The sequence below is a fragment of the Domibacillus aminovorans genome, from assembly GCF_001643235.1.
GTDB classification, from domain to species: Bacteria; Bacillota; Bacilli; order Bacillales; family Domibacillaceae; genus Domibacillus; species Domibacillus aminovorans.
The window spans coordinates 124,762-144,630 of record NZ_LQWY01000012.1 but is presented as its reverse complement, the minus strand read 5'-3'; the positions used below and the strand labels follow the sequence as shown (position 1 = coordinate 144,630).

Here is a 19,869-nt window from a genome sequence, read left to right as displayed (position 1 = left end):
ATGAATGGAAAACATATTTTACTATGCGTCAGCGGTGGTATTGCTGTTTATAAAGCGGCTGCCCTTACGAGTAAGTTAAAACAGGCGGGTGCCGAGGTGAAAGTTGTCATGACCGAATCTGCGCAGCAATTTGTAACACCGATTACGTTTCAAGCGCTGTCTGGTCAGCCTGTTTACACAGATACATTCGACGAAAAGGACCCAGCGAAAATTGCGCACATTGATATTGCTGACTGGGCAGATCTTGTGATCGTTGCTCCGGCCACAGCTAATATGATCGCAAAAATGGCGAATGGCATCGGTGATGATATAGTTTCGACCGTTTTGCTTGCCGGTACAGCACCGCGATGGATCGCACCGGCGATGAATGTTCACATGTATGCTCATCCGGCTGTGCAAAACAATATGAATACACTCAAATCATTCGGATATCGGTTTATTGAACCAGGTGAAGGGTATCTTGCATGCGGCTATACAGGAAAAGGACGTCTGGAAGAACCAGAGGTCATTACAGCGCTCGTTACGGAGTATTTTTTAGGGCAGCAGCATAAACCGCTCGCTGGAAAAAAAGTCATTGTCACAGCAGGACCGACTCGTGAAGCAGTGGATCCGGTCCGTTTTTTCACAAACCGGTCAACTGGTAAAATGGGCTATGCAGTCGCTGAAGCAGCGCGCGACTTCGGTGCGGATGTTGAACTTATTTCCGGTCCAGTCACTATTGAGCTGCCTTCAGGTATTTCCGTTACACATGTTGAAAGTGCAGAAGAGATGTTTCAAGCCGTTATGTCGTCTTATGATGAAGCAGATATCGTCGTAAAGACAGCAGCCGTTGCAGATTATCGGCCAAAACGTGTCCATGATCATAAAATGAAAAAACAAGACGGTGAATTATTAATGGAACTTGAGCGGACGACTGATATTTTAAAAACACTTGGTGAACAAAAAAAACATCAGTTTTTAATTGGTTTTGCAGCTGAAACGAAAGACGTCAAGACGTATGCGAAACAAAAGCTTGAGTCCAAAAATGCCGATATGATTGTGGCAAACAACGTGAAGCAGGCAGGTGCAGGATTCGGAGGCGATACGAATATTATTACTATTTTTCATCGTGATGGGTCGCATAAAGAATTCGATATGATGTCGAAAAAGGAAGCAGCTGTTCACCTTTTAACAGAAGCGATTGAGCAAATTGGTGATGGGCAATGAATGTAGCATCTGTCATTGTCGATGTGGCTGTCATGCAGACAGACCGCCCGTTTGACTACGAAATTCCGGAACGGTGGCAAGAAGTCATTCAACCTGGAATGCGTGTTATCGTGCCATTCGGTCCGCGCCAAGTGCAAGGATTCGTCCTTGAGATAAAAGTGGACACAGAGATCCGTAAGCTAAAACCAATCGTAGAGCCGATGGATATTATCCCCGTTTTAAGCGAAGAACTGATGAAACTTGCCCACTGGCTAACAATCGAATCACTTTGCTTTAAAATATCTGCACTTCACGTAATGTTGCCAGCGGCGATGAAAGTGAAGTATTCAAAACTAATCCGCCTGACAGGGGAGAAGTCTCTTCCACCAGAACTGGCTTCCTTATTTAAAGGCCAAACGGAAATTCCATGGGAAGAAGCGTCTGATGCTGGTGCACTAGCCGATATTCGAAAAGAAGTGAAAAATGGCACGATCGAGGTTATTTATTCGGTTAAAAGCAAAGGACGTAAAAAAACGGTCCGTATGGTGAGATGCTTATTGTCAGAAGAAACACTGGCTGAAACAGTTGGAACGATGGCGAAAAATGCGGTTAAACAAAAAGAAGCACTGCTCGCCTTTTCGGGGAGAAGAGGTAACTGGCTGACGTTAAAAGAAACCGGTATGTCATCGGCAACAGCGAAATCGCTCCTTGGAAAAGGATGGATAGAAGAAAAGCAGGAAGAAATGTATCGTGATCCACATAGTGGAAGGCATTTTGAACCGGACAAGCCGCTTAAATTAACAGAAAGTCAACAGGAAGCCATCGAACCGATTCTAGCTACAATAAACGATGGTACAACAGAGACATTTTTACTTCATGGTGTTACAGGAAGCGGGAAAACGGAAATTTATTTGCAATCGATCAGCCAGGTCATTGAAAAAGGACAGGAAGCCATTGTGCTTGTGCCGGAAATTTCATTGACACCGCAAATGACGGAGCGATTTAAGCGCCGGTTTGGAAATGATGTCGCCGTGTTACACAGCGGTCTGTCTATCGGAGAAAAGTATGATGAATGGAGGAAAATTAGCCGGAAAGAAGTGAAAGTCGTCGTCGGTGCGCGGTCGGCTGTTTTTGCGCCGTTTGAAAATATAGGGCTTATTATCATTGATGAAGAGCACGAAACGAGCTATAAACAGGAAGAAAATCCCCGTTATCATGCACGTGATGTAGCGATTTGGCGAGCTGCTTACTATGATTGCCCGGTTATTTTAGGGAGTGCAACACCATCTCTGGAATCATTCGCTCGTGCAAAAAAAGGTGTATATACTCTTTTAACGCTCGATAATCGAGTCAATGACCGACCGCTGCCGAGCGTTGATATTATCGATATGAGAGAAGAACTGCGTGAAGGGAACCGGTCGATGTTTTCACGTACACTTTTTGATAAAATAAAAGATCGGCTCGAAAAAGAAGAACAGACCGTTTTATTTTTGAATAAACGCGGCTATTCATCCTTTATCATGTGCCGTGACTGCGGGTATGTGGCCGGCTGTCCACATTGTGATGTGTCGATGACATATCACCGCCACCGCCATCAGTTAAAGTGTCATTACTGTGGCTATGAAGAACCGGCACCGAATATATGCCCGGAATGCGGCAGTGAGCATATCCGTCATTTTGGCACCGGCACGCAAAAAGTCGAAGAAGAATTGTTGAAGCTCTTGCCGGAAGTACGTATTATTCGCATGGATGTTGATACGACGGGAACGAAAGGATCACATGAAAGATTGCTCCGTCAGTTTGCTAATAAAGAAGCTGATATTTTACTTGGGACGCAAATGATAGCAAAAGGACTCGATTTTCCTGATATTACGCTCGTCGGTGTACTGAGCGCTGATACGATGCTTCATTTGCCTGATTTTCGTTCGTCGGAAAAAACGTTTCAGCTGTTAACACAAGTGAGTGGACGTGCTGGTCGTCATCATCTGCCAGGGGAAGTAGTTGTTCAGACATACACGCCGGAGCACTACAGCATTCAACTTGCTGCGGAACAAAATTATGAGTCGTTTTATCAGCAGGAAATGACGATGCGAAAAATGGGCGGCTATCCCCCATTTTATTATTTAGCTTTGATTAATGTAAGTCATAAAGAAGCCATTGAAGCATCCAGCGCTGCAAATAAAATTGTCACGAAAATAAAACCATCGCTTTCACCAGCTGCTGTCATTCTTGGACCGGTTGCATCGCCAATCGCACGGATCAACGATAGATATCGATGGCAATGTTTGATAAAATACAAACGTGAACCGAAGTTAACAGCCGTTTTAAAAGAAGTGCTTGAACATTATGCAAAACAAGGAAAATCGAACGAACTCTTAGTGTCCGTTGATATACATCCATATATGTTAATGTAGAAAAGAGGAACTATATTATATGACAGTGTTAAAAATTATTGAACATCCGTCCGTTATTTTAGAAACAAAATGCCGTCCGGTGACGCAGTTTGACAGCAAGCTAAAACGTCTCGTGCACGATATGCAAGAGACGATGATTGAAGCGGACGGCGTCGGTCTGGCTGCACCGCAAATCGGACAAGATATTCGTCTAGCTATTGTAGACATTGAAGATGAGCACGGATTAATTGTGTTAATTAACCCAGAACTGATAGAGTCGTCAGGCAAGCAGACGGACATTGAAGGATGCTTAAGTTTTCCAGAATTATACGGTGAAGTAAGCCGCCCAAATGTTATTAAAATTAAAGCGGAAAATGTAAAAGGACAGTCGTATATATTGCAGGCAAAAGGCTTTTTAGCTCGAGCAATTCTGCATGAAATGGATCATCTTGATGGCGTTTTATTTACATCAAAAGTAATAAAATACATTCCAGTAGGGGAATTAGAAAGGGTGGATTCGTAATGACGAAAATTATATTTATGGGCACCCCTCAATTTTCTGTTCCGGTTCTCGGTCAACTGATTGAAGACGGGTATGACGTTCTTGCTGTGGTCACACAGCCAGACCGACCTGTTGGCCGTAAAAAAGTGATGACACCGCCGCCGGTAAAAGAAGCAGCTATTGCACACAATTTACCCGTTTTACAGCCGGAAAAATTATCAAGGTCTGATGAATTACAGCAAATGATTAATCTGAAACCGGATCTTATTGTAACGGCTGCATACGGGCAGCTTTTGCCAAATGAACTGCTGGAAGCGCCGAAATATGGCTGCATTAATGTTCATGCGTCATTACTGCCAGAATTGCGTGGGGGAGCACCGATTCATTATTCACTATTACAAGGGAAAAAAGAAACAGGCATTACGATTATGTATATGGCAGAAAAGCTAGATGCTGGTGATATCATTAGCCAGTCGGTCGTTCCAATTAAAGAAGCAGATCATACCGGTATATTGCACGACAAATTAAGCGAAGTCGGAGCAGCACTGTTGTCTGAAACGATCCCAGCTATTTTATCAGGAACATCTAGTCGCACGCCACAGGACGAATCAAAAGCGACATTTGCACCGAACATACGTCGTACGGATGAAAAAATTGACTGGAACCGATCTGGTGAAGAGTTGTATAATCAAGTGCGCGGTCTTCATCCATGGCCGGTTGCTTATACGACGCTTGATGGAAATGTTGTGAAAGTATGGAAAGCAAAAAAAGAAACAGGATCATCAGCACCAGGTGTAGTAACAGCTATCGAGGAAGACAGTTTTATCGTATCTACTGGATCGAATACAGCACTTAAAATCATTGAATTACAGCCTGCTGGTAAAAAGCGGATGAGTGCGCGCGATTATTTACGTGGTTCAGGTTCTACATTAAAAGTCGGCATGAAGTTTGGAGAGTAATATGGGAATAATGAACGTGCGCGAAACAGCGCTTGAATTAATTGATACAGTTGAAAAAAGCGGTTCATATAGTAATTTAATGTTAAATAATGCGATTGAAAAGAACAACATGTCTGGACGTGATACAGCACTGTTGACAGAAATCATGTACGGTACGATTCAACGGAAATTAACACTTGATTTTTACTTGGCTCCCTTTTTGAAAAAAAAACCGGAGCGATGGGTGAACAATTTACTCCGTTTATCTCTTTATCAAATGGTCTATCTTGATAAAGTGCCGGAGAGAGCTATTATTCATGAAGCGGTTAACATTGCAAAGAAACGCGGTCATAAAGGAATTGCTAGTATGGTAAACGGTGTGCTCCGTTCTATTCAACGAGAAGGGGTACCGGATACAAAGACGATTCAAGATGATACGGAGCGTATTTCCATTGAAACGAGTCATCCGCTCTGGCTCGTGAAACGATGGATTGGTGCATACGGCGTCGAAAAAACAGAAGCCATGTGCCAGCACAATTTAACAGCGCCTGATCAGACAGCACGTGTAAATGAAATGAAGATCACACGTCAAGAGGCGATTGAAAAACTTCAAGAAGAAGGATTTGACGCATCGCCTTCTGATGTGTCACCACATGCAATACGAATTGCAAAAGGCAACGCGGCGAAATCATCGTTATATGCAGAAGGCATCATTTCCATTCAAGATGAAAGCTCCATGCTTGTAGCGCCAGTTTTAGGCGCATCGCCAGGACAGCATGTTCTTGATATGTGTGCGGCACCTGGCGGGAAAACAGCTCACATTTCAGAATTAATGAATAATAAAGGGCATATTGATGCGCTTGATATTCATGAACATAAATTGAAACTTGTGATACAAAATGCAGAACGTTTATCACTTTCAAACATTCATGTTCAAAAACGAGATGCGAGAAAAGCCGGTGACATTTTTGAAAAAGAAACATTTGATGCGATTCTCGTTGATGCTCCGTGCTCCGGACTTGGTGTTATTCGCCGAAAACCGGATTTGAAATACGCCAAGGTGGAAAAAGATTTGGAGAATTTACAGACGATTCAGTTGAATATTTTAGCGGCGGCGGCACCTTTAGTAAAAGAAAATGGTGTGCTTGTTTACAGTACATGTACAGTAGATAAAGAAGAAAATGAAGGAACAGTTACGGCATTTTTAGCGACTCATCCGGAATTCCAGCCTGAGCCGCTTGAACATATCTCCATACAGCCGAAGTCAACTATGCTGCAAGTATTTCCAGACGACTTTGGCGGAGACGGATTTTTCATTAGTAAATTTAGAAAGAAGGCAAAACATAAATGAGCGCAGTAACGAAAAAACAAACAGATGAGCAGAAGCCGAAGCCATCGATATATTCATTGGAGCTTCATGAACTGAAAGACTGGCTTTTAGAAAATGGGGAAAAACCTTTCCGTGCCGATCAAATTTTTGACTGGCTATATATAAAGCGAGCAACATCAGTAGAAGATATGACAAATCTGTCAAAGGAATTACGTGAAAAATTGGAACAGTCCTTTTTGTTTACCGCATTAAAAACAGCCATCCAGCAAGAATCAGCTGACGGGACGATTAAATTTTTATTTGAACTGCATGATGGTTATTCAATCGAAACTGTATTAATGCGTCATGAATATGGCAACTCTGTTTGTGTGACAACGCAGGTTGGCTGCCGCATAGGCTGTACATTTTGCGCATCGACACTAGGCGGATTGAAACGAAACCTAGAAGCTGGTGAAATTGTCGCGCAAGTTGTAAAAGTACAGCAGGCACTTGATGAAGTGGGAGAACGTGTTAGTTCTGTCGTCATTATGGGGATTGGGGAACCATTTGATAATTACGATGAAATGATGTCATTTTTGCACATCATTAACCATGAAAAAGGCTTAAATATCGGTGCCCGCCACATTACTGTATCAACGAGCGGCATCGTGCCGAAAATATACAAATTTGCGGATGAAAAAACACAAATTAATTTCGCTGTGTCTCTTCATGCACCAAATGATGAATTACGCACAAAGTTAATGCCAATTAACCGAGCGTATAAATTAAAGGATTTGATGGAAGCTATTCGTTATTATACGGAAAAAACAGGACGCCGCATTAGCTTTGAATACGGTTTGTTCGGTGGTGAAAATGACTCGATTGCTCATGCGGAAGAACTAGCGGCACTTATTAAAGGAATTAAATGCCATGTTAATTTAATTCCGGTCAATTATGTGCTCGAACGTGATTACGTTCGCACACCACGCAATAAAATCTTTGAATTTGAAAAAACATTGAAACAGAACGGCGTTAATGTAACGATTCGCCGTGAGCAAGGAACGGATATTGATGCGGCATGCGGACAACTCCGTGCGAAAGAGCGTGCCAGCGAAACGAGGTGATCAGTGTGAATGCTGTATTTCAAACGGACAGAGGCCGTGTTCGCGCTCATAATGAAGATCATGGTGGCGTGTTTTATCATGGAGATCATCTTTGTTTAGCAGTAGTAGCAGATGGGATGGGCGGTCACAACGCAGGTGATATTGCGAGCCGGATGACGATTGAAGCGATGGAGCGTGCCTGGAACACGTCGGCATCAACTATTAAATCATCCGATGATGCAGTTGAATGGCTGAAATCAATTATTTTAGTCGTTAATAAGGATATTTTGAATCATGCAAATGAACATTCTGAATGCAGTGGTATGGGAACAACGCTTGTTGCTGCATTATGTACAGAGAAATTTTGCACCATTGCAAGCATCGGCGACAGCCGGTGCTATTTGCAAAGTGAAAGTGGTTTTACGCAAGTAACGGAAGACCATTCACTTGTCAATGAACTTGTGAAATCTGGAGAGATCACACGTGAAGACGCGGAAAATCATCCGAAAAAAAATGTGTTGACACGTGCACTAGGTACAGATGAAAAACTAATTGTTGATTACCGGACGATTATGTTCGAAGAAGAAGATTATTTGCTTCTATGCTCAGATGGTTTGTCTAATAAAGTGACGACCACTCATATGCAACATGTTCTTCAATCTGCGGATTCGCTGCCGCTAAAAGCGGATACACTCATTCAGATGGCCAATGAAAATGGTGGGGAAGACAATATTACCGTTGTGATTCTCGAACAGTGTGCGGGCAGTGAAAGCGGATGAGTGGAATGTTAATTGGAAAACGCTTAAGTGGCCGCTATAAAATTGAACGGATGATTGGCGGCGGCGGTATGGCTCATGTCTATCTTGCCCGGGATATCATATTAGACCGCGATGTGGCCATTAAAGTGCTTCGTTTTGATTTTGTCGGAGAAGATGAGTTTTTGCGCCGGTTTCAACGAGAAGCTCAAGCTGCGTCAAGTCTTATTCATCAGAATATTGTCAGTATTTACGACATCGGAGAAGAAGACAATGTCAATTTTATTGTGATGGAATATGTAGATGGTATGACGTTAAAAGAATATATTCAGCAATATTCACCTCTTCCATATGAAAAAGTAATCGATATTATGAAGCAGATGACGGCAGCGGTGGCATTCGCACATCAGCACTCGATTATTCACAGGGATGTAAAACCACATAATATGTTAATCGACCATGATGGCACGGTGAAAATGACCGATTTCGGTATTGCGATGGCGATGAGTGCAACGTCGATTACACAGACCAACACGGTTCTTGGCTCTGTTCATTACATTTCCCCAGAGCAAGCAAGGGGCGGAATGGCAACCAAAAAGTCCGACATATACGCTCTTGGTATTGTGATGTACGAGTTGTTAACAGGAAGGCTTCCTTTTTCAGGGGAGTCAGCTGTCTCCATTGCTTTAAAGCATTTGCAATCTGAGACACCGTCTGTAAAGCAATTATACCCAACGATTCCACAAAGTATTGAAAATATCGTGCTCCATGCGACGGCGAAAGATCCGTTTCACCGATATGCGAATACAGAGGAAATGGAAGTAGACCTATCCACTGCATTGGAAGACTATCGCCTTCGTGAAGAGAAATTTACTATACCAGATGAAGATGATGAAGAGACGAAGTCAATTCCGATTGTTATACCAAAACCTCTGGAACGAATAATGGCTACACCAGTGCCGGAAGAAAAGACGGAGAAACCAAACCTAAAGAAAAAACGCAAAAAGTGGCCATGGTTTCTTGCCGTACTCTTGTTAATCGCGATAGCCGCAGTGATTATCTGGCCGATTTTGACAGCGCCGAAAGATATTGAAGTACCTGATACAACAGAGGACAGACTGGATGCTGCGGCATCTAAACTCGTCACAGCAGGGCTCATTGTCGGAGAAACGCATGAAGAATTCAATGCGCATGTTGCAGAAGGAGAAGTGATCTATACGAATCCTGCGGCTGGTGAAACTGTGAAGGAAGATAGCACGGTGGACTTGTACGTGTCTGCGGGCAAAGAGCAAGTGGAAATGACAGATTACGTGGGAAAGACATTGGAAGAAACACGCGAATTGTTGGAAGAAGCGGGATTTCGAAATGTGGATGTAGAAATGGCTCATGATGAAAGTGAAGCAGGAACCGTGCTGGAACAAAATCCTGAAGCTGGTGAAAAAGTTATTCCGGAAGAAGTAGATGTAGAATTAACTGTAAGCGCTGGTCTTGCAAATGTTATCCTCATTGATTTGACAGACTACAACAAAAAAAGTCTTGAAGACTATGCGGACTCTGCTGGTATTATCATCGATATTGCGGGAGAAGAATATTCAGATACAGTCGATGCAGGACAGGTGTTGACACAAATACCACAGGCAGGTAGTGAAGTTGCACCGGGCAGCACGGTCAAAGTTACTTTATCAAAAGGACCGGAAGAAATTCCACCCAAGACGGTTAGAAAAGACATTGTAATTCCTTATGAGCCGGAAACAGAAGGTGAAACGCAAGAAGTGCAGATTTACATTGAAGATATCGACCATAGCATGACTGAACCATATGAGAAGTTTTTAATTACTGAAGATACAGAGCGAACGCTTGAATTTGTCATTGAAAAAGGAACGAAAGCGGGATATAAAGTCATTCGTGACCAAATTGTCATTATGGACGAATCGATTTTATTCCCGGAAGAAGAAAATGAATAAGGTGGTGCTTCATGCCAGAAGGCAAAATTATTAAAGCGTTGAGCGGCTTTTACTATGTTCTAAACGAAGAAAACATCATTCAATGCCGAGGGCGGGGGATATTCCGGAAACAGAATATTACGCCGCTCGTCGGTGATTATGTAGAATATGAAGCAGAAAATGATAAAGAAGGATATGTTTTGTCGATTGAAGAGCGCAAAAACGAACTTCCCCGTCCCCCTATAGCGAATATTGATCAGGCGGTGCTCGTTTTTTCAGCAATGGAGCCTGCGTTTAGTACAACACTTTTAGATCGTTTTCTCGTGCTTATTGAATCAAAAGATATTGAACCGATTATTTGTATTACGAAAACGGATTTGCTAAATAAAGTAGATGAACTGGCACATTATGTGTCAAATTATCGGCATATTGGTTACACCGTGATCGAGACATCCTCTGAAACGTTCAATGGCCTGGAAGCACTTGGTGATTACTTAAAAGGAAAAACGTCTGTTTTTGCCGGCCAGTCGGGTGTCGGTAAATCATCTTTGTTGAATGCGATTCGTCCGGATCTGCACTTGAAAACAGATGAAATATCTAATTCGCTCGGCCGGGGCAAGCATACGACTCGTCATGTGGAACTCATTCTAGCAGCAGGCGGACTAGTCGCTGATACACCTGGATTCAGTTCGCTGGATTTTGATGGAATTGAAGTAGAGGAGTTGTCTTCTTGCTTTCCAGAAATGGCAGAAAGGAGTAACGCATGTAAATTCCGAGGCTGCATTCATGTGAATGAGCCAAAATGTGCGATCAAAAAAGCGGTAGAGGATGGCGACATTCCATCGTACCGTTACGATCATTATTTGCAATTTATCGAGGAAATTAAAGAGAGAAAGCCGAGGTATTAGTTGTGATGATCAAAACTATTCACAATAAAGAAGATCGAGGAGCTGCGATTAAAAACATTTGCTCAGCAGCAAAAAACGCATGATTATCCGCATTGTCGCCGGCGGGCCGGAGCAGGAACTGCCGGATTTGCAGTTATTAGATGTAAGGGGCACTGTATGGATCGGAGTGGACCGTGGAGCGCTTTATTTACTGGACCGTGGGATCACACCGATGAAAGCACTCGGTGATTTCGATTCAGTTTCTGATAAAGAAAAGCAAAAAATTGTCAATGCTGTTCCTGATCATGTCCAGTTTCCTGCTGAAAAAGATGAAACGGATTTAGAAATTGCACTAACGTATGCTATTAGTAAGAAGCCGGATGCAATCCATCTTTACGGTGTGACGGGCGGGCGGCTTGATCACTTTTTCGGTGCTGTGACGCTTCTTATGAAAGACGAAGTAATGAACGAAGGAACAACTGTTGCGATTATTGACCGTTACAACCACATTGCATTATATAAACCAGGGCGGATAGAAGTAGAAGCAGCAGAAAACGAGCATTATTATTCGTTTTTTGCAATGAACGAAAAAGTGGAAGAATTGACACTTAAAGGGTTTAAATACCCGCTTGTAAATCATTTGCTAAAAAGCGGTTCATCTAGGTGTGTGAGCAATGAAATAATCGAAAAAAAAGCGGTCTTTTCATTCCGTTCAGGCATATTAATGGTTATAAGAAGTATTGACGGGGGGATGAACCGTTGAAATTTTATACATTAAAGCTACCAAAATTTGTAGGTGGGATGATTCGAATGGTCTTATCTGCAGGGAAAAAGAACAAATAAAAAGCACCTGTGCATGGTGTATGAACTGTGCACAGGTGCTTTTTTATTATGAAAAATTAAACACGTTCAACTTTTCCAGATTTAAGCGCACGAGCGGAAACCCATACACGTTTCGGTTTACCGTCTACGAGGATGCGAACTTTTTGCAGGTTAGCTCCCCATGTACGTTTGCTTGAATTCATCGCGTGTGAACGATTGTTTCCAGTACGTGCTTTACGGCCAGAGATTACACATTTTTTTGGCATTTTATTCACTCCTTACTGTTCAGGATTCATATAGTCTATTTTATATTTGCAAGACACTTAAATAATTTATCATAATAACATAACGAATGCAACTACTTAAACAAAGTCTTTCAAGAAAAAAACCTTGACAGTGAAAAAGCCGATCTATCTTGGTTAGTAAGTTGTGAACATATATATAAGTATAGTAAAATGACAATAGTTCGATTCGCAAGGAGGGACTTTTCGTGACGATTGAATTAAAAACAGAACTTGGACACATTGATATCTCAAATGAAGTTATTGGGATGATTGCCGGTGGTGCAGCAGTGGATTGCTATGGAATTGTCGGAATGGCATCGAAAAAGCAGTTGAAAGATGGTATTACTGAAATTTTGCGCCGTGAAAACTTTACGCGTGGTGTCATTGTTCGCCAGGAAGAAGATCAAGTGTTTATCGATATGTATATTATCGTCAGCTATGGAACGAAAATTTCAGAAGTGGCAAGCAATGTTCAATCAAAAGTCAAATATACACTTAATAAAACAGTCGGTCTTTCGGTTGAGTCTGTTAATATTTTTGTACAGGGTGTGCGGGTAACGAGCTCTTAGTATAAGGAGGAAACTTCGTGGTGATTAATTCATTGGACGGGGCTAGGCTGGCTAAGATGGTACAAGCCGGTGCACAGCATCTATCAGCGAATGCTGCAATGGTGGATGCGCTGAACGTTTTCCCGGTTCCAGACGGAGATACAGGAACAAATATGAATTTGTCTATGACGTCTGGAGCAAAAGAAACGGAACAAAACAAACAAATGCACTTTGGCAAAACAGCGGAAGCGCTCGCAAAAGGGCTTTTAATGGGGGCGCGTGGAAACTCGGGTGTGATTTTATCGCAGCTGTTCCGCGGGTTTTCAAAAGCGGTTGCGGGTAAACAGGAAGTAACAGCCATTGAATTGGCTGTTGCCTTTGAAGCTGGCGTTCAGACAGCGTATAAAGCGGTCATGAAACCGGTTGAAGGAACGATTTTAACCGTTGCTAAAGATGCGGCGAAAAAAGCAGTAGCGACAGCGCAGACCGAAACAAATATTGTCGCTATTGTCGAAGCGCTTGTAGAAGAGGGACAGGCTTCGTTAAATCGGACGCCTGATCTTTTGCCTGTATTAAAAGAAGTCGGTGTTGTCGACAGCGGCGGTCAGGGACTTCTGCTTGTGTACGAAGGATTCCTTGCTGAATTAAAAGGAGAAGCACTTCCGACAGCGCTCTCGACGCGTCAAGATTTCACAGACATTGTCAGTGCTGAACATCATAAAAGCGTTCAAAGCTTTATGAATACAAAAGACATTGAATTCGGCTATTGCACGGAATTTATGGTGAAGTTTGATGATGAAAGACTAGCAAAACATCCGTTTTCAGAAGAAGGATTCCGTGATGAATTAAGTGAATATGGAGACTCACTGCTCGTCATTTCAGATGATGAAATGGTGAAAGTGCACATTCATGCAGAGTATCCGGGTGACGTACTGACAGTTGGACAAAAATATGGCAGTTTAATCAATATGAAAATTGAAAATATGCGTGAACAGCATAGTGCTATTACAGGGGGATCCGTTAAAGAACCAAAACGAGCAGAAAAAGCCCGTTATGGTGTCGTTACTGTCGCAATGGGCGCAGGTGTTGCAGAACTGTTTAAAAGCATCGGTGCTACATTTGTCATCGAAGGCGGACAAACGATGAATCCATCAACGGAAGATATCGTAAAAGCCATTCATGATTCTCATGCGGATCACGTCATCCTATTACCAAATAATAAAAATATTGTTATGGCAGCAGAACAAGCAGCAGAGATATCTGGAGCAAGTGTTATCGTTATACCGACAAAAACGGTTCCTCAAGGTCTTGCAGCACTGCTCGCTTTTAATCCGGATGGAGACGAGCAGACGAATAAAAGTGCGATGACAAGCGCTGCCGGCTATGTGAAGACAGGACAGATCACATATGCCGTCCGCGATACGAGCATCGATGGTATTGACATTAAGAAAAACGACTTTATAGGGCTTGCAGAAGGAAAAATTACAGTGACAAATCAAAATAAAATGACAGCTGTGACAGAACTTCTTGAGACTCTTCTCGACGATGAATCAGAAATTGTGACCGTCATTTATGGACAGGATGCAACGGAGATAGAAGTCGAGCAAGTCGTATCTTATATTAAGGAGAAGTTTCCCGATACTGAAGTGGAAATCCATAACGGGCAGCAGCCGCTTTATCCGTTTATTTTCTCGATTGAATAATAGTGAGAGAGGGAGAGATCTCTCTCTTTTTCTTATTTTTAGAAAGGGGGGAATGATGTGAATAAAGCCGAATCACCGTTACAGCTGCCGGTAAGTGTTTTAAATGGAGCGGGAAAAGAAACGGAGATGTCACTTGCAAGTATTGGTGTATTAACGGTCGGTGATTTAATGGAATTCGTGCCAGCCCGGTATGATGATACGCGTTTAAAAAGCCCGTCCGATGCCGCACATGACGAGAAAGTGACAATTGAAGGAACGATTCAAACAGAGCCGTCTGTCATGTACTATGGAAAAAAGAAATCACGACTCACATTTAAGATGCTTTCTGGTTCGCATGTAATTAATGTTACGTTTTTTAATCAGCCATATTTAAAGAAAAAAGCGGGTATCGGCGATACAGTAACAGTGACCGGGAAATGGGATCGCCATCGTCTGGCGTTATCTGGTCAAGTACTTGAAGTGGGACAGTACAAACGCGAGACGGATTTTGAAGCAGTTTATTTGCTAAGAAATGCCATTCCGCTTAAATTATTTCGTAAATTGGTTTTGCAGGCCATTGAGTTATATGGTTTATACATTGAAGAAACATTGCCAGCGGATCTTCTGCAAAAATACCGGCTTATGGAACGGAAAGAGGCGATCAGGGCGCTTCATTTCCCAGAATCACAGGAAGAAATGAAACAAGCCCGGCGTCGTTTTGTCTATGAAGAATTTTTTTATTTTCAATTGAAAATGCAGGCACTCCGCAAAGTGATCCGTGAGCAATCGGGTGGCATTGTACAAAAATACGATCTCGCCAAATTAAAAAAATTGATTGATTCTTTGCCATTTGAACTGACGAATGCGCAGAAAAAAGCGGTGAATGAAATTTGTGCAGATATGAAATCACCTTATCGAATGAACCGGCTCTTGCAAGGAGATGTGGGAAGCGGTAAAACAGCTGTGGCGACACTGGCATTGTACGCTTCTGTCACAGCAGGTTATCAGGGAGCACTTATGGTCCCAACGGAAATTTTAGCCGAGCAGCATGCAAAATCGCTTCATGATATGCTTGAATCATTCGGCATTCATACAGCTCTTTTAACGGGAACAGTCAAAGGGAAAAAACGGAGGGCACTTCTTGAGGCACTTGCTTCGGGGGAGATCGATATTTTAATTGGAACGCATGCGCTCATTCAAGATGACGTTTTGTTTCACAATCTAGGTCTGGTTATCACGGATGAACAGCATCGCTTCGGTGTTAACCAGCGCCGCGTTTTGCGGGCGAAAGGGAAAAATCCAGATGTGTTGTTTATGACAGCCACACCGATTCCGAGAACACTTGCGATTACTGTATTTGGTGAAATGGACGTGTCGATTATTAACGAAATGCCGGCAGGGCGAAAAGCGATCGAAACATATTGGGCGAAAGAAGAAATGCTTGGCCGCGTACTTGATTTTACCGAAAAAGAATTGAGCAAAGGGAGACAGGCCTATGTTATCTGTCCGCTCATTGAAGAATCAGAAAAGCTTGATTTTCAAAATGCACTCGACGTTCATGCACAATTAAGCAGTTATTATGATGGGAAATTTACAGTTGGCCTCATGCACGGCCGTCTGTCGGGCGATGAAAAAGAGGCGGTCATGAAATCATTCAGTGCCAATGAATTGAACATACTTGTATCAACGACGGTCGTTGAAGTCGGTGTAAATGTACCAAACGCGACGGTGATGATTATATATGATGCGGAACGATTTGGTTTGTCGCAGCTTCATCAGCTGCGAGGACGTGTTGGACGCGGATCCGAGCAGTCGTATTGTATGCTTATTGCGGATCCAAAATCGGAAACAGGAAAAGAGCGGATGACTGCCATGACGGAAACAAATGATGGATTTGTCCTCAGTGAAAAAGATTTAGAGCTACGCGGACCGGGCGATTTTTTCGGTCGAAAGCAAAGTGGATTGCCTGAATTTAAAATGGCCGATATGGTTCATGACTATCGGGCGCTTGAGACAGCACGGGAAGATGCAAAGACATTCATTGGCTCTCCATCATTTTGGACAGGCGATGAATATCATCTTTTACGGGCTATGTTAACAGAATCGGGTGTACTGTCTGATGAAAAGCTTGACTAAGAATGCAAGATTATCCTTGCATTCTTTTTTTGTTGTCTCTATACTAACTTTAGTACCTAGTCCTAATATCGGATGGATGGTGGCAAATAAAATGAGAAGAACAAAAAAAGAGCGGCAGGAACATCTTCAGGAAACGATTCAGGCTAATCCTTTTGTGACCGATGAAGAGCTGGCGGGTCAATTTCATGTCAGTGTCCAAACGATCCGACTTGACCGGATGGAGCTATCGATTCCTGAATTGCGTGAACGAATAAAATACGTAGCAGAACGAAACATGGATGATGAAGTGAGATCTCTTCCGATTGAAGAAGTAATCGGTGATATTATTGACATTGAACTTGATAAAAGTGCGATTTCGATTTTCGATGTAAAAAAAGAACATGTATTTACACGAAATGGCATTGCGCGTGGTCATCACTTATTCGCTCAGGCAAATTCCCTTGCTGTTGCCGTTATTAATGACGAAATGGCGCTGACGAGAAAAGCAGATATCCAGTTTACACGTCCGGTAAGAGAAGGCGAGCGCATTGTGGCAAAAGCGAAAGTGATCCGCACGGAAAAATTGCAAACAATAGTGAAAGTATCAAGTTTTGTCGGCAGCGAACTTGTTTTCCGTGGAGAATTCTCCATGTTCCGCGCGCCGTTACCAGATAAGGAGGGCCAAGATGAAACTGGCAATTGATGCAATGGGCGGCGACAATGCACCGGAGCAAATCATTCTTGGGGTGAATCGGGCATTGAAGCAAATACCAGAACTCGAATTAATCGTGTTCGGAGATGAACAGAAAATATGTACATATTTAGACGTGAATAGCCGAGTGGAAGTTATTCATGCACCAGATGTTATTCTAGGCACTGACGAGCCGGTTCGGGCTGTTCGCAGGAAGAGGGAGTCATCGCTTGTAATGATGGCATCGGCGATCGCCAATAATGAAGCTTCGGCATGTGTATCCGCCGGTAATACAGGAGCGTTAATGGCTGCAGGGCTTTTCATCATTAGCCGTATAGATGGTATTGAACGGCCTGCACTTGCCCCAACTTTGCCGACAATTGACGGTCAAGGATTCGTCCTACTTGATGCGGGTGCTAATTCGGATGCAAAACCAGAGCACTTGCTTCAATATGCTGTTATGGGCTCTGTTTATGCGGAAAAAGTGCGGGGCATTGACCATCCGCGCGTCGGTTTGCTGAATATCGGTACAGAAGAGAAAAAAGGGAACGAATTGACGAAAGCCGCTTTTGCTCTTTTAAGTGAAGCAGATGATCTTAACTTTATCGGCAACGTTGAATCACGTGATTTGCTGAATGGAGTGGCTGACGTTGTCGTAACAGATGGGTTCACAGGCAACATGGTATTAAAAACAATCGAAGGAACAGCGCTATCTGTTTTCTCGATGTTAAAAACGGCTTTCACCTCTTCAACAAAATCAAAAGTCGGTGCTGTTTTGTTAAAAGATGAGCTGCGCAAATTGAAAAACAAAATGGATTATGCAGAATATGGCGGTGCCGGCCTTTTTGGCTTAAAAGCACCTGTTATTAAAGCGCACGGTTCATCGGATGCAAATGCATTTTTTCATGCGATTGAGCAGGCATATAAAATGGCGAAATCAAACGTACCAGCAATTATTGAAACACAAATTTCCAGTAGGAAGGAAGATTCAAACTAATGGGGAAAATTGCTTTTGTTTTTCCGGGACAAGGATCACAAACGGTTGGAATGGGGAAATCACTTGCGGATCAGCATGAAGACATCCGCGCGATGCTCGATCAAGCAGACGAAAAACTCGGGTATTCGTTAACGGATATTATGTTTAATGGTCCAGATGAGCAGCTAACGTTAACAACAAATGCACAGCCAGCTCTTTTAGCAACGAGTATGGCCGTATTAAGACGCTTTGAAACGGTTGGTATTGTACCGGACTTTACAGCAGGTCACAGTCTTGGTGAATATACCGCCCTTGCAGCAGCAGGTGCTATTACATTTGAAAAAGCTGTCGTTGCTGTCCATCAGCGCGGGAAGTTGATGGAAGAAGCAGTCCCAGCAGGTCTCGGTGCAATGGCAGCAGTCCTCGGTATGGACCGCGATTCACTTGAAGAAGTGATGAAAGAAATCTCAAACAGCGGTGCTGTTGTGGCTGCAGCGAATTTTAACTGTCCGGGCCAAATTGTCATTTCTGGTTCAAAAGAAGGCGTTGAAAAAGCGTCAGAACGATTAAAAGAAAAAGGCGCTAAGCGGGTTATTCCACTTAACGTCAGTGGTCCATTCCATTCTCCGTTTATGAAACCAGCGGCCGAAAAATTGCGTGCAGTGCTTGATGCTGCAAACATTCAATCGAGCAAAGTACCGGTTATGGCCAATGTCGATGCGAAACCTGTGACAGATGCGGAAACGATTAAAGAAAATCTCGTTCGCCAGCTTTATTCACCTGTTTTATGGGAAGACAGCGTAAATGCACTATTGAACGAAGGCGTAGATACGTTTATTGAAATTGGTTCAGGTACAGTGCTATCGGGATTAATAAAAAAAGTAAATCGCCGCGTGCGTACGTTTGCGGTGAGCGATGAGGAATCGATTATGAAAACAGCGGCGGCGCTGAAGGAGGAAGCAAAATGAATCTTGATGGAAAAATAGCACTTGTCACCGGTGCATCACGTGGAATTGGTAAAGCGATTGCGCTTGAACTAGCGCGACTCGGCGCTGATGTAGTGATTAACTATGCAGGCAATGAACAAAAAGCAAGGGACGTTTCAGAAGAAATTAAAGCGATGGGCCGTCGGTCATTCATCATTCAGTGCGATATTTCCGATAGCGATGCTGTTCAGTCAATGGTGAAAGAAACAGTGGATCAATTCGGCCGTCTTGATATTCTGGTCAACAATGCAGGCATCACGCGTGATAACTTACTTATGCGTATGAAAGAGCAAGAGTGGGATGATGTTATTGATACGAATTTAAAAGGTGTATTCCTTTGTACAAAAGCGGTGACACGTCAGATGATGAAACAGCGGAGCGGCCGAATTATTAACATATCTTCTGTAGTCGGCCGAATCGGCAATGCGGGTCAAGCAAACTACACAGCAGCCAAAGCAGGAGTGATTGGTTTGACGAAAGCGTCAGCACGTGAACTAGCAGCGCGGGGTATTACCGTCAATGCAATTGCACCAGGCTTTATTGCAACAGATATGACCGATGAACTGCCAATTGAAGCAAAAGAGCAGTTAATTGGGCAAATCCCGCTAGGCACGCTTGGTGAAGTGGAAGATATCGCGGCTGCGGCTGCATTTTTAGCGAGTAATGGGGCTAAATATATTACGGGCCAGGTCATTGGTGTCGATGGCGGCATGGCAATGTAAGAAAAGACGTGTTCTAAGACTGCAAATC

At 43.0% G+C, this 19,869-nt stretch carries 19 protein-coding genes; 18 read left to right on the top strand and 1 reads right to left on the bottom strand.

Annotated elements, in window-relative coordinates:
• From coaBC to spoVM, 11 genes are all read left to right on the top strand, one after another.
• Entirely contained in the window at positions 1–1,206 is a 1,206-nt protein-coding gene (gene coaBC / locus AWH49_RS05845; RefSeq protein ID WP_063964959.1) for a bifunctional phosphopantothenoylcysteine decarboxylase/phosphopantothenate--cysteine ligase CoaBC, read from the top strand.
• Positions 1,203–3,599, top strand: coding sequence for a primosomal protein N' (gene priA, locus AWH49_RS05840; RefSeq protein ID WP_063964958.1), 2,397 nt, complete (start codon positions 1,203–1,205; stop codon positions 3,597–3,599). Before coaBC ends, priA begins: the two co-directional genes overlap by 4 nt.
• A 19-nt stretch (positions 3,600–3,618) precedes the next feature.
• Complete coding sequence (gene def / locus AWH49_RS05835; RefSeq protein ID WP_063964957.1) at positions 3,619–4,101, top strand: peptide deformylase; 483 nt, start codon at positions 3,619–3,621, stop codon at positions 4,099–4,101.
• Positions 4,101–5,039, top strand: coding sequence for a methionyl-tRNA formyltransferase (gene fmt, locus AWH49_RS05830; protein ID WP_063964956.1), 939 nt, complete (start codon positions 4,101–4,103; stop codon positions 5,037–5,039). Before def ends, fmt begins: the two co-directional genes overlap by 1 nt.
• A 1-nt stretch (position 5,040) precedes the next feature.
• A complete protein-coding gene (gene rsmB, locus AWH49_RS05825; protein WP_063964955.1) occupies positions 5,041–6,369 on the top strand; it encodes a 16S rRNA (cytosine(967)-C(5))-methyltransferase RsmB in 1,329 nt (442 codons plus the stop codon).
• On the top strand, positions 6,366–7,451 hold the full coding sequence (rlmN, locus tag AWH49_RS05820; protein ID WP_063964954.1) for a dual-specificity RNA methyltransferase RlmN: 1,086 nt from the start codon (positions 6,366–6,368) through the stop codon (positions 7,449–7,451). Before rsmB ends, rlmN begins: the two co-directional genes overlap by 4 nt.
• Before the next feature lie 5 nt (positions 7,452–7,456).
• Entirely contained in the window at positions 7,457–8,209 is a 753-nt protein-coding gene (locus AWH49_RS05815; RefSeq protein WP_094777144.1) for a Stp1/IreP family PP2C-type Ser/Thr phosphatase, read from the top strand.
• A 5-nt stretch (positions 8,210–8,214) separates the two neighbouring features.
• On the top strand, positions 8,215–10,149 hold the full coding sequence (pknB, locus tag AWH49_RS05810) for a Stk1 family PASTA domain-containing Ser/Thr kinase (RefSeq protein WP_063964952.1): 1,935 nt from the start codon (positions 8,215–8,217) through the stop codon (positions 10,147–10,149).
• An 11-nt stretch (positions 10,150–10,160) separates the two neighbouring features.
• Entirely contained in the window at positions 10,161–11,036 is an 876-nt protein-coding gene (gene rsgA, locus AWH49_RS05805) for a ribosome small subunit-dependent GTPase A (RefSeq protein WP_063964951.1), read from the top strand.
• A 79-nt stretch (positions 11,037–11,115) separates the two neighbouring features.
• A complete protein-coding gene (locus AWH49_RS05800; protein ID WP_063965040.1) occupies positions 11,116–11,778 on the top strand; it encodes a thiamine diphosphokinase in 663 nt (220 codons plus the stop codon).
• Positions 11,775–11,858 (top strand): stage V sporulation protein SpoVM, encoded by an 84-nt coding sequence (gene spoVM / locus AWH49_RS21190; protein ID WP_034285583.1) that lies wholly within the window; start codon positions 11,775–11,777, stop codon positions 11,856–11,858. Before AWH49_RS05800 ends, spoVM begins: the two co-directional genes overlap by 4 nt.
• Positions 11,859–11,914: 56 nt before the next feature.
• Here the strand turns inward: spoVM and rpmB are convergent, their stop codons facing one another.
• Positions 11,915–12,103: a 50S ribosomal protein L28 gene (rpmB, locus tag AWH49_RS05790; protein WP_045850130.1), complete on the bottom strand. Its 189-nt coding sequence runs from the start codon at positions 12,101–12,103 to the stop codon at positions 11,915–11,917.
• Positions 12,104–12,327: 224 nt separating this feature from the next.
• On the opposite strand from rpmB, the gene AWH49_RS05785 reads away from it, so the two are divergent.
• The 7 genes from AWH49_RS05785 to fabG all read left to right on the top strand — a co-directional run bounded on the left by AWH49_RS05785 (position 12,328) and on the right by fabG (position 19,841).
• Positions 12,328–12,690, top strand: a complete 363-nt coding sequence (locus AWH49_RS05785; protein ID WP_063964950.1) for an Asp23/Gls24 family envelope stress response protein — start codon at positions 12,328–12,330, stop codon at positions 12,688–12,690.
• 17 nt (positions 12,691–12,707) lie between these two features.
• Positions 12,708–14,372 (top strand): DAK2 domain-containing protein, encoded by a 1,665-nt coding sequence (locus AWH49_RS05780; RefSeq protein WP_063964949.1) that lies wholly within the window; start codon positions 12,708–12,710, stop codon positions 14,370–14,372.
• A gap of 57 nt (positions 14,373–14,429) precedes the next feature.
• Positions 14,430–16,487, top strand: a complete 2,058-nt coding sequence (recG, locus tag AWH49_RS05775; protein ID WP_082862690.1) for an ATP-dependent DNA helicase RecG — start codon at positions 14,430–14,432, stop codon at positions 16,485–16,487.
• Positions 16,488–16,578: 91 nt separating this feature from the next.
• Positions 16,579–17,169 carry a transcription factor FapR gene (gene fapR / locus AWH49_RS05770; protein WP_063964948.1) on the top strand — a complete coding sequence of 197 codons (591 nt, stop codon included), beginning with the start codon at positions 16,579–16,581 and terminating at the stop codon, positions 17,167–17,169.
• Positions 17,153–18,154, top strand: coding sequence for a phosphate acyltransferase PlsX (plsX, locus tag AWH49_RS05765; RefSeq protein WP_063964947.1), 1,002 nt, complete (start codon positions 17,153–17,155; stop codon positions 18,152–18,154). Before fapR ends, plsX begins: the two co-directional genes overlap by 17 nt.
• On the top strand, positions 18,154–19,101 hold the full coding sequence (gene fabD / locus AWH49_RS05760) for an ACP S-malonyltransferase (RefSeq protein ID WP_018392314.1): 948 nt from the start codon (positions 18,154–18,156) through the stop codon (positions 19,099–19,101). The genes plsX and fabD overlap by 1 nt, the downstream gene beginning before the upstream one ends.
• Entirely contained in the window at positions 19,098–19,841 is a 744-nt protein-coding gene (fabG, locus tag AWH49_RS05755) for a 3-oxoacyl-[acyl-carrier-protein] reductase (protein ID WP_063964946.1), read from the top strand. Before fabD ends, fabG begins: the two co-directional genes overlap by 4 nt.
• Positions 19,842–19,869: the final 28 nt, after the last annotated feature.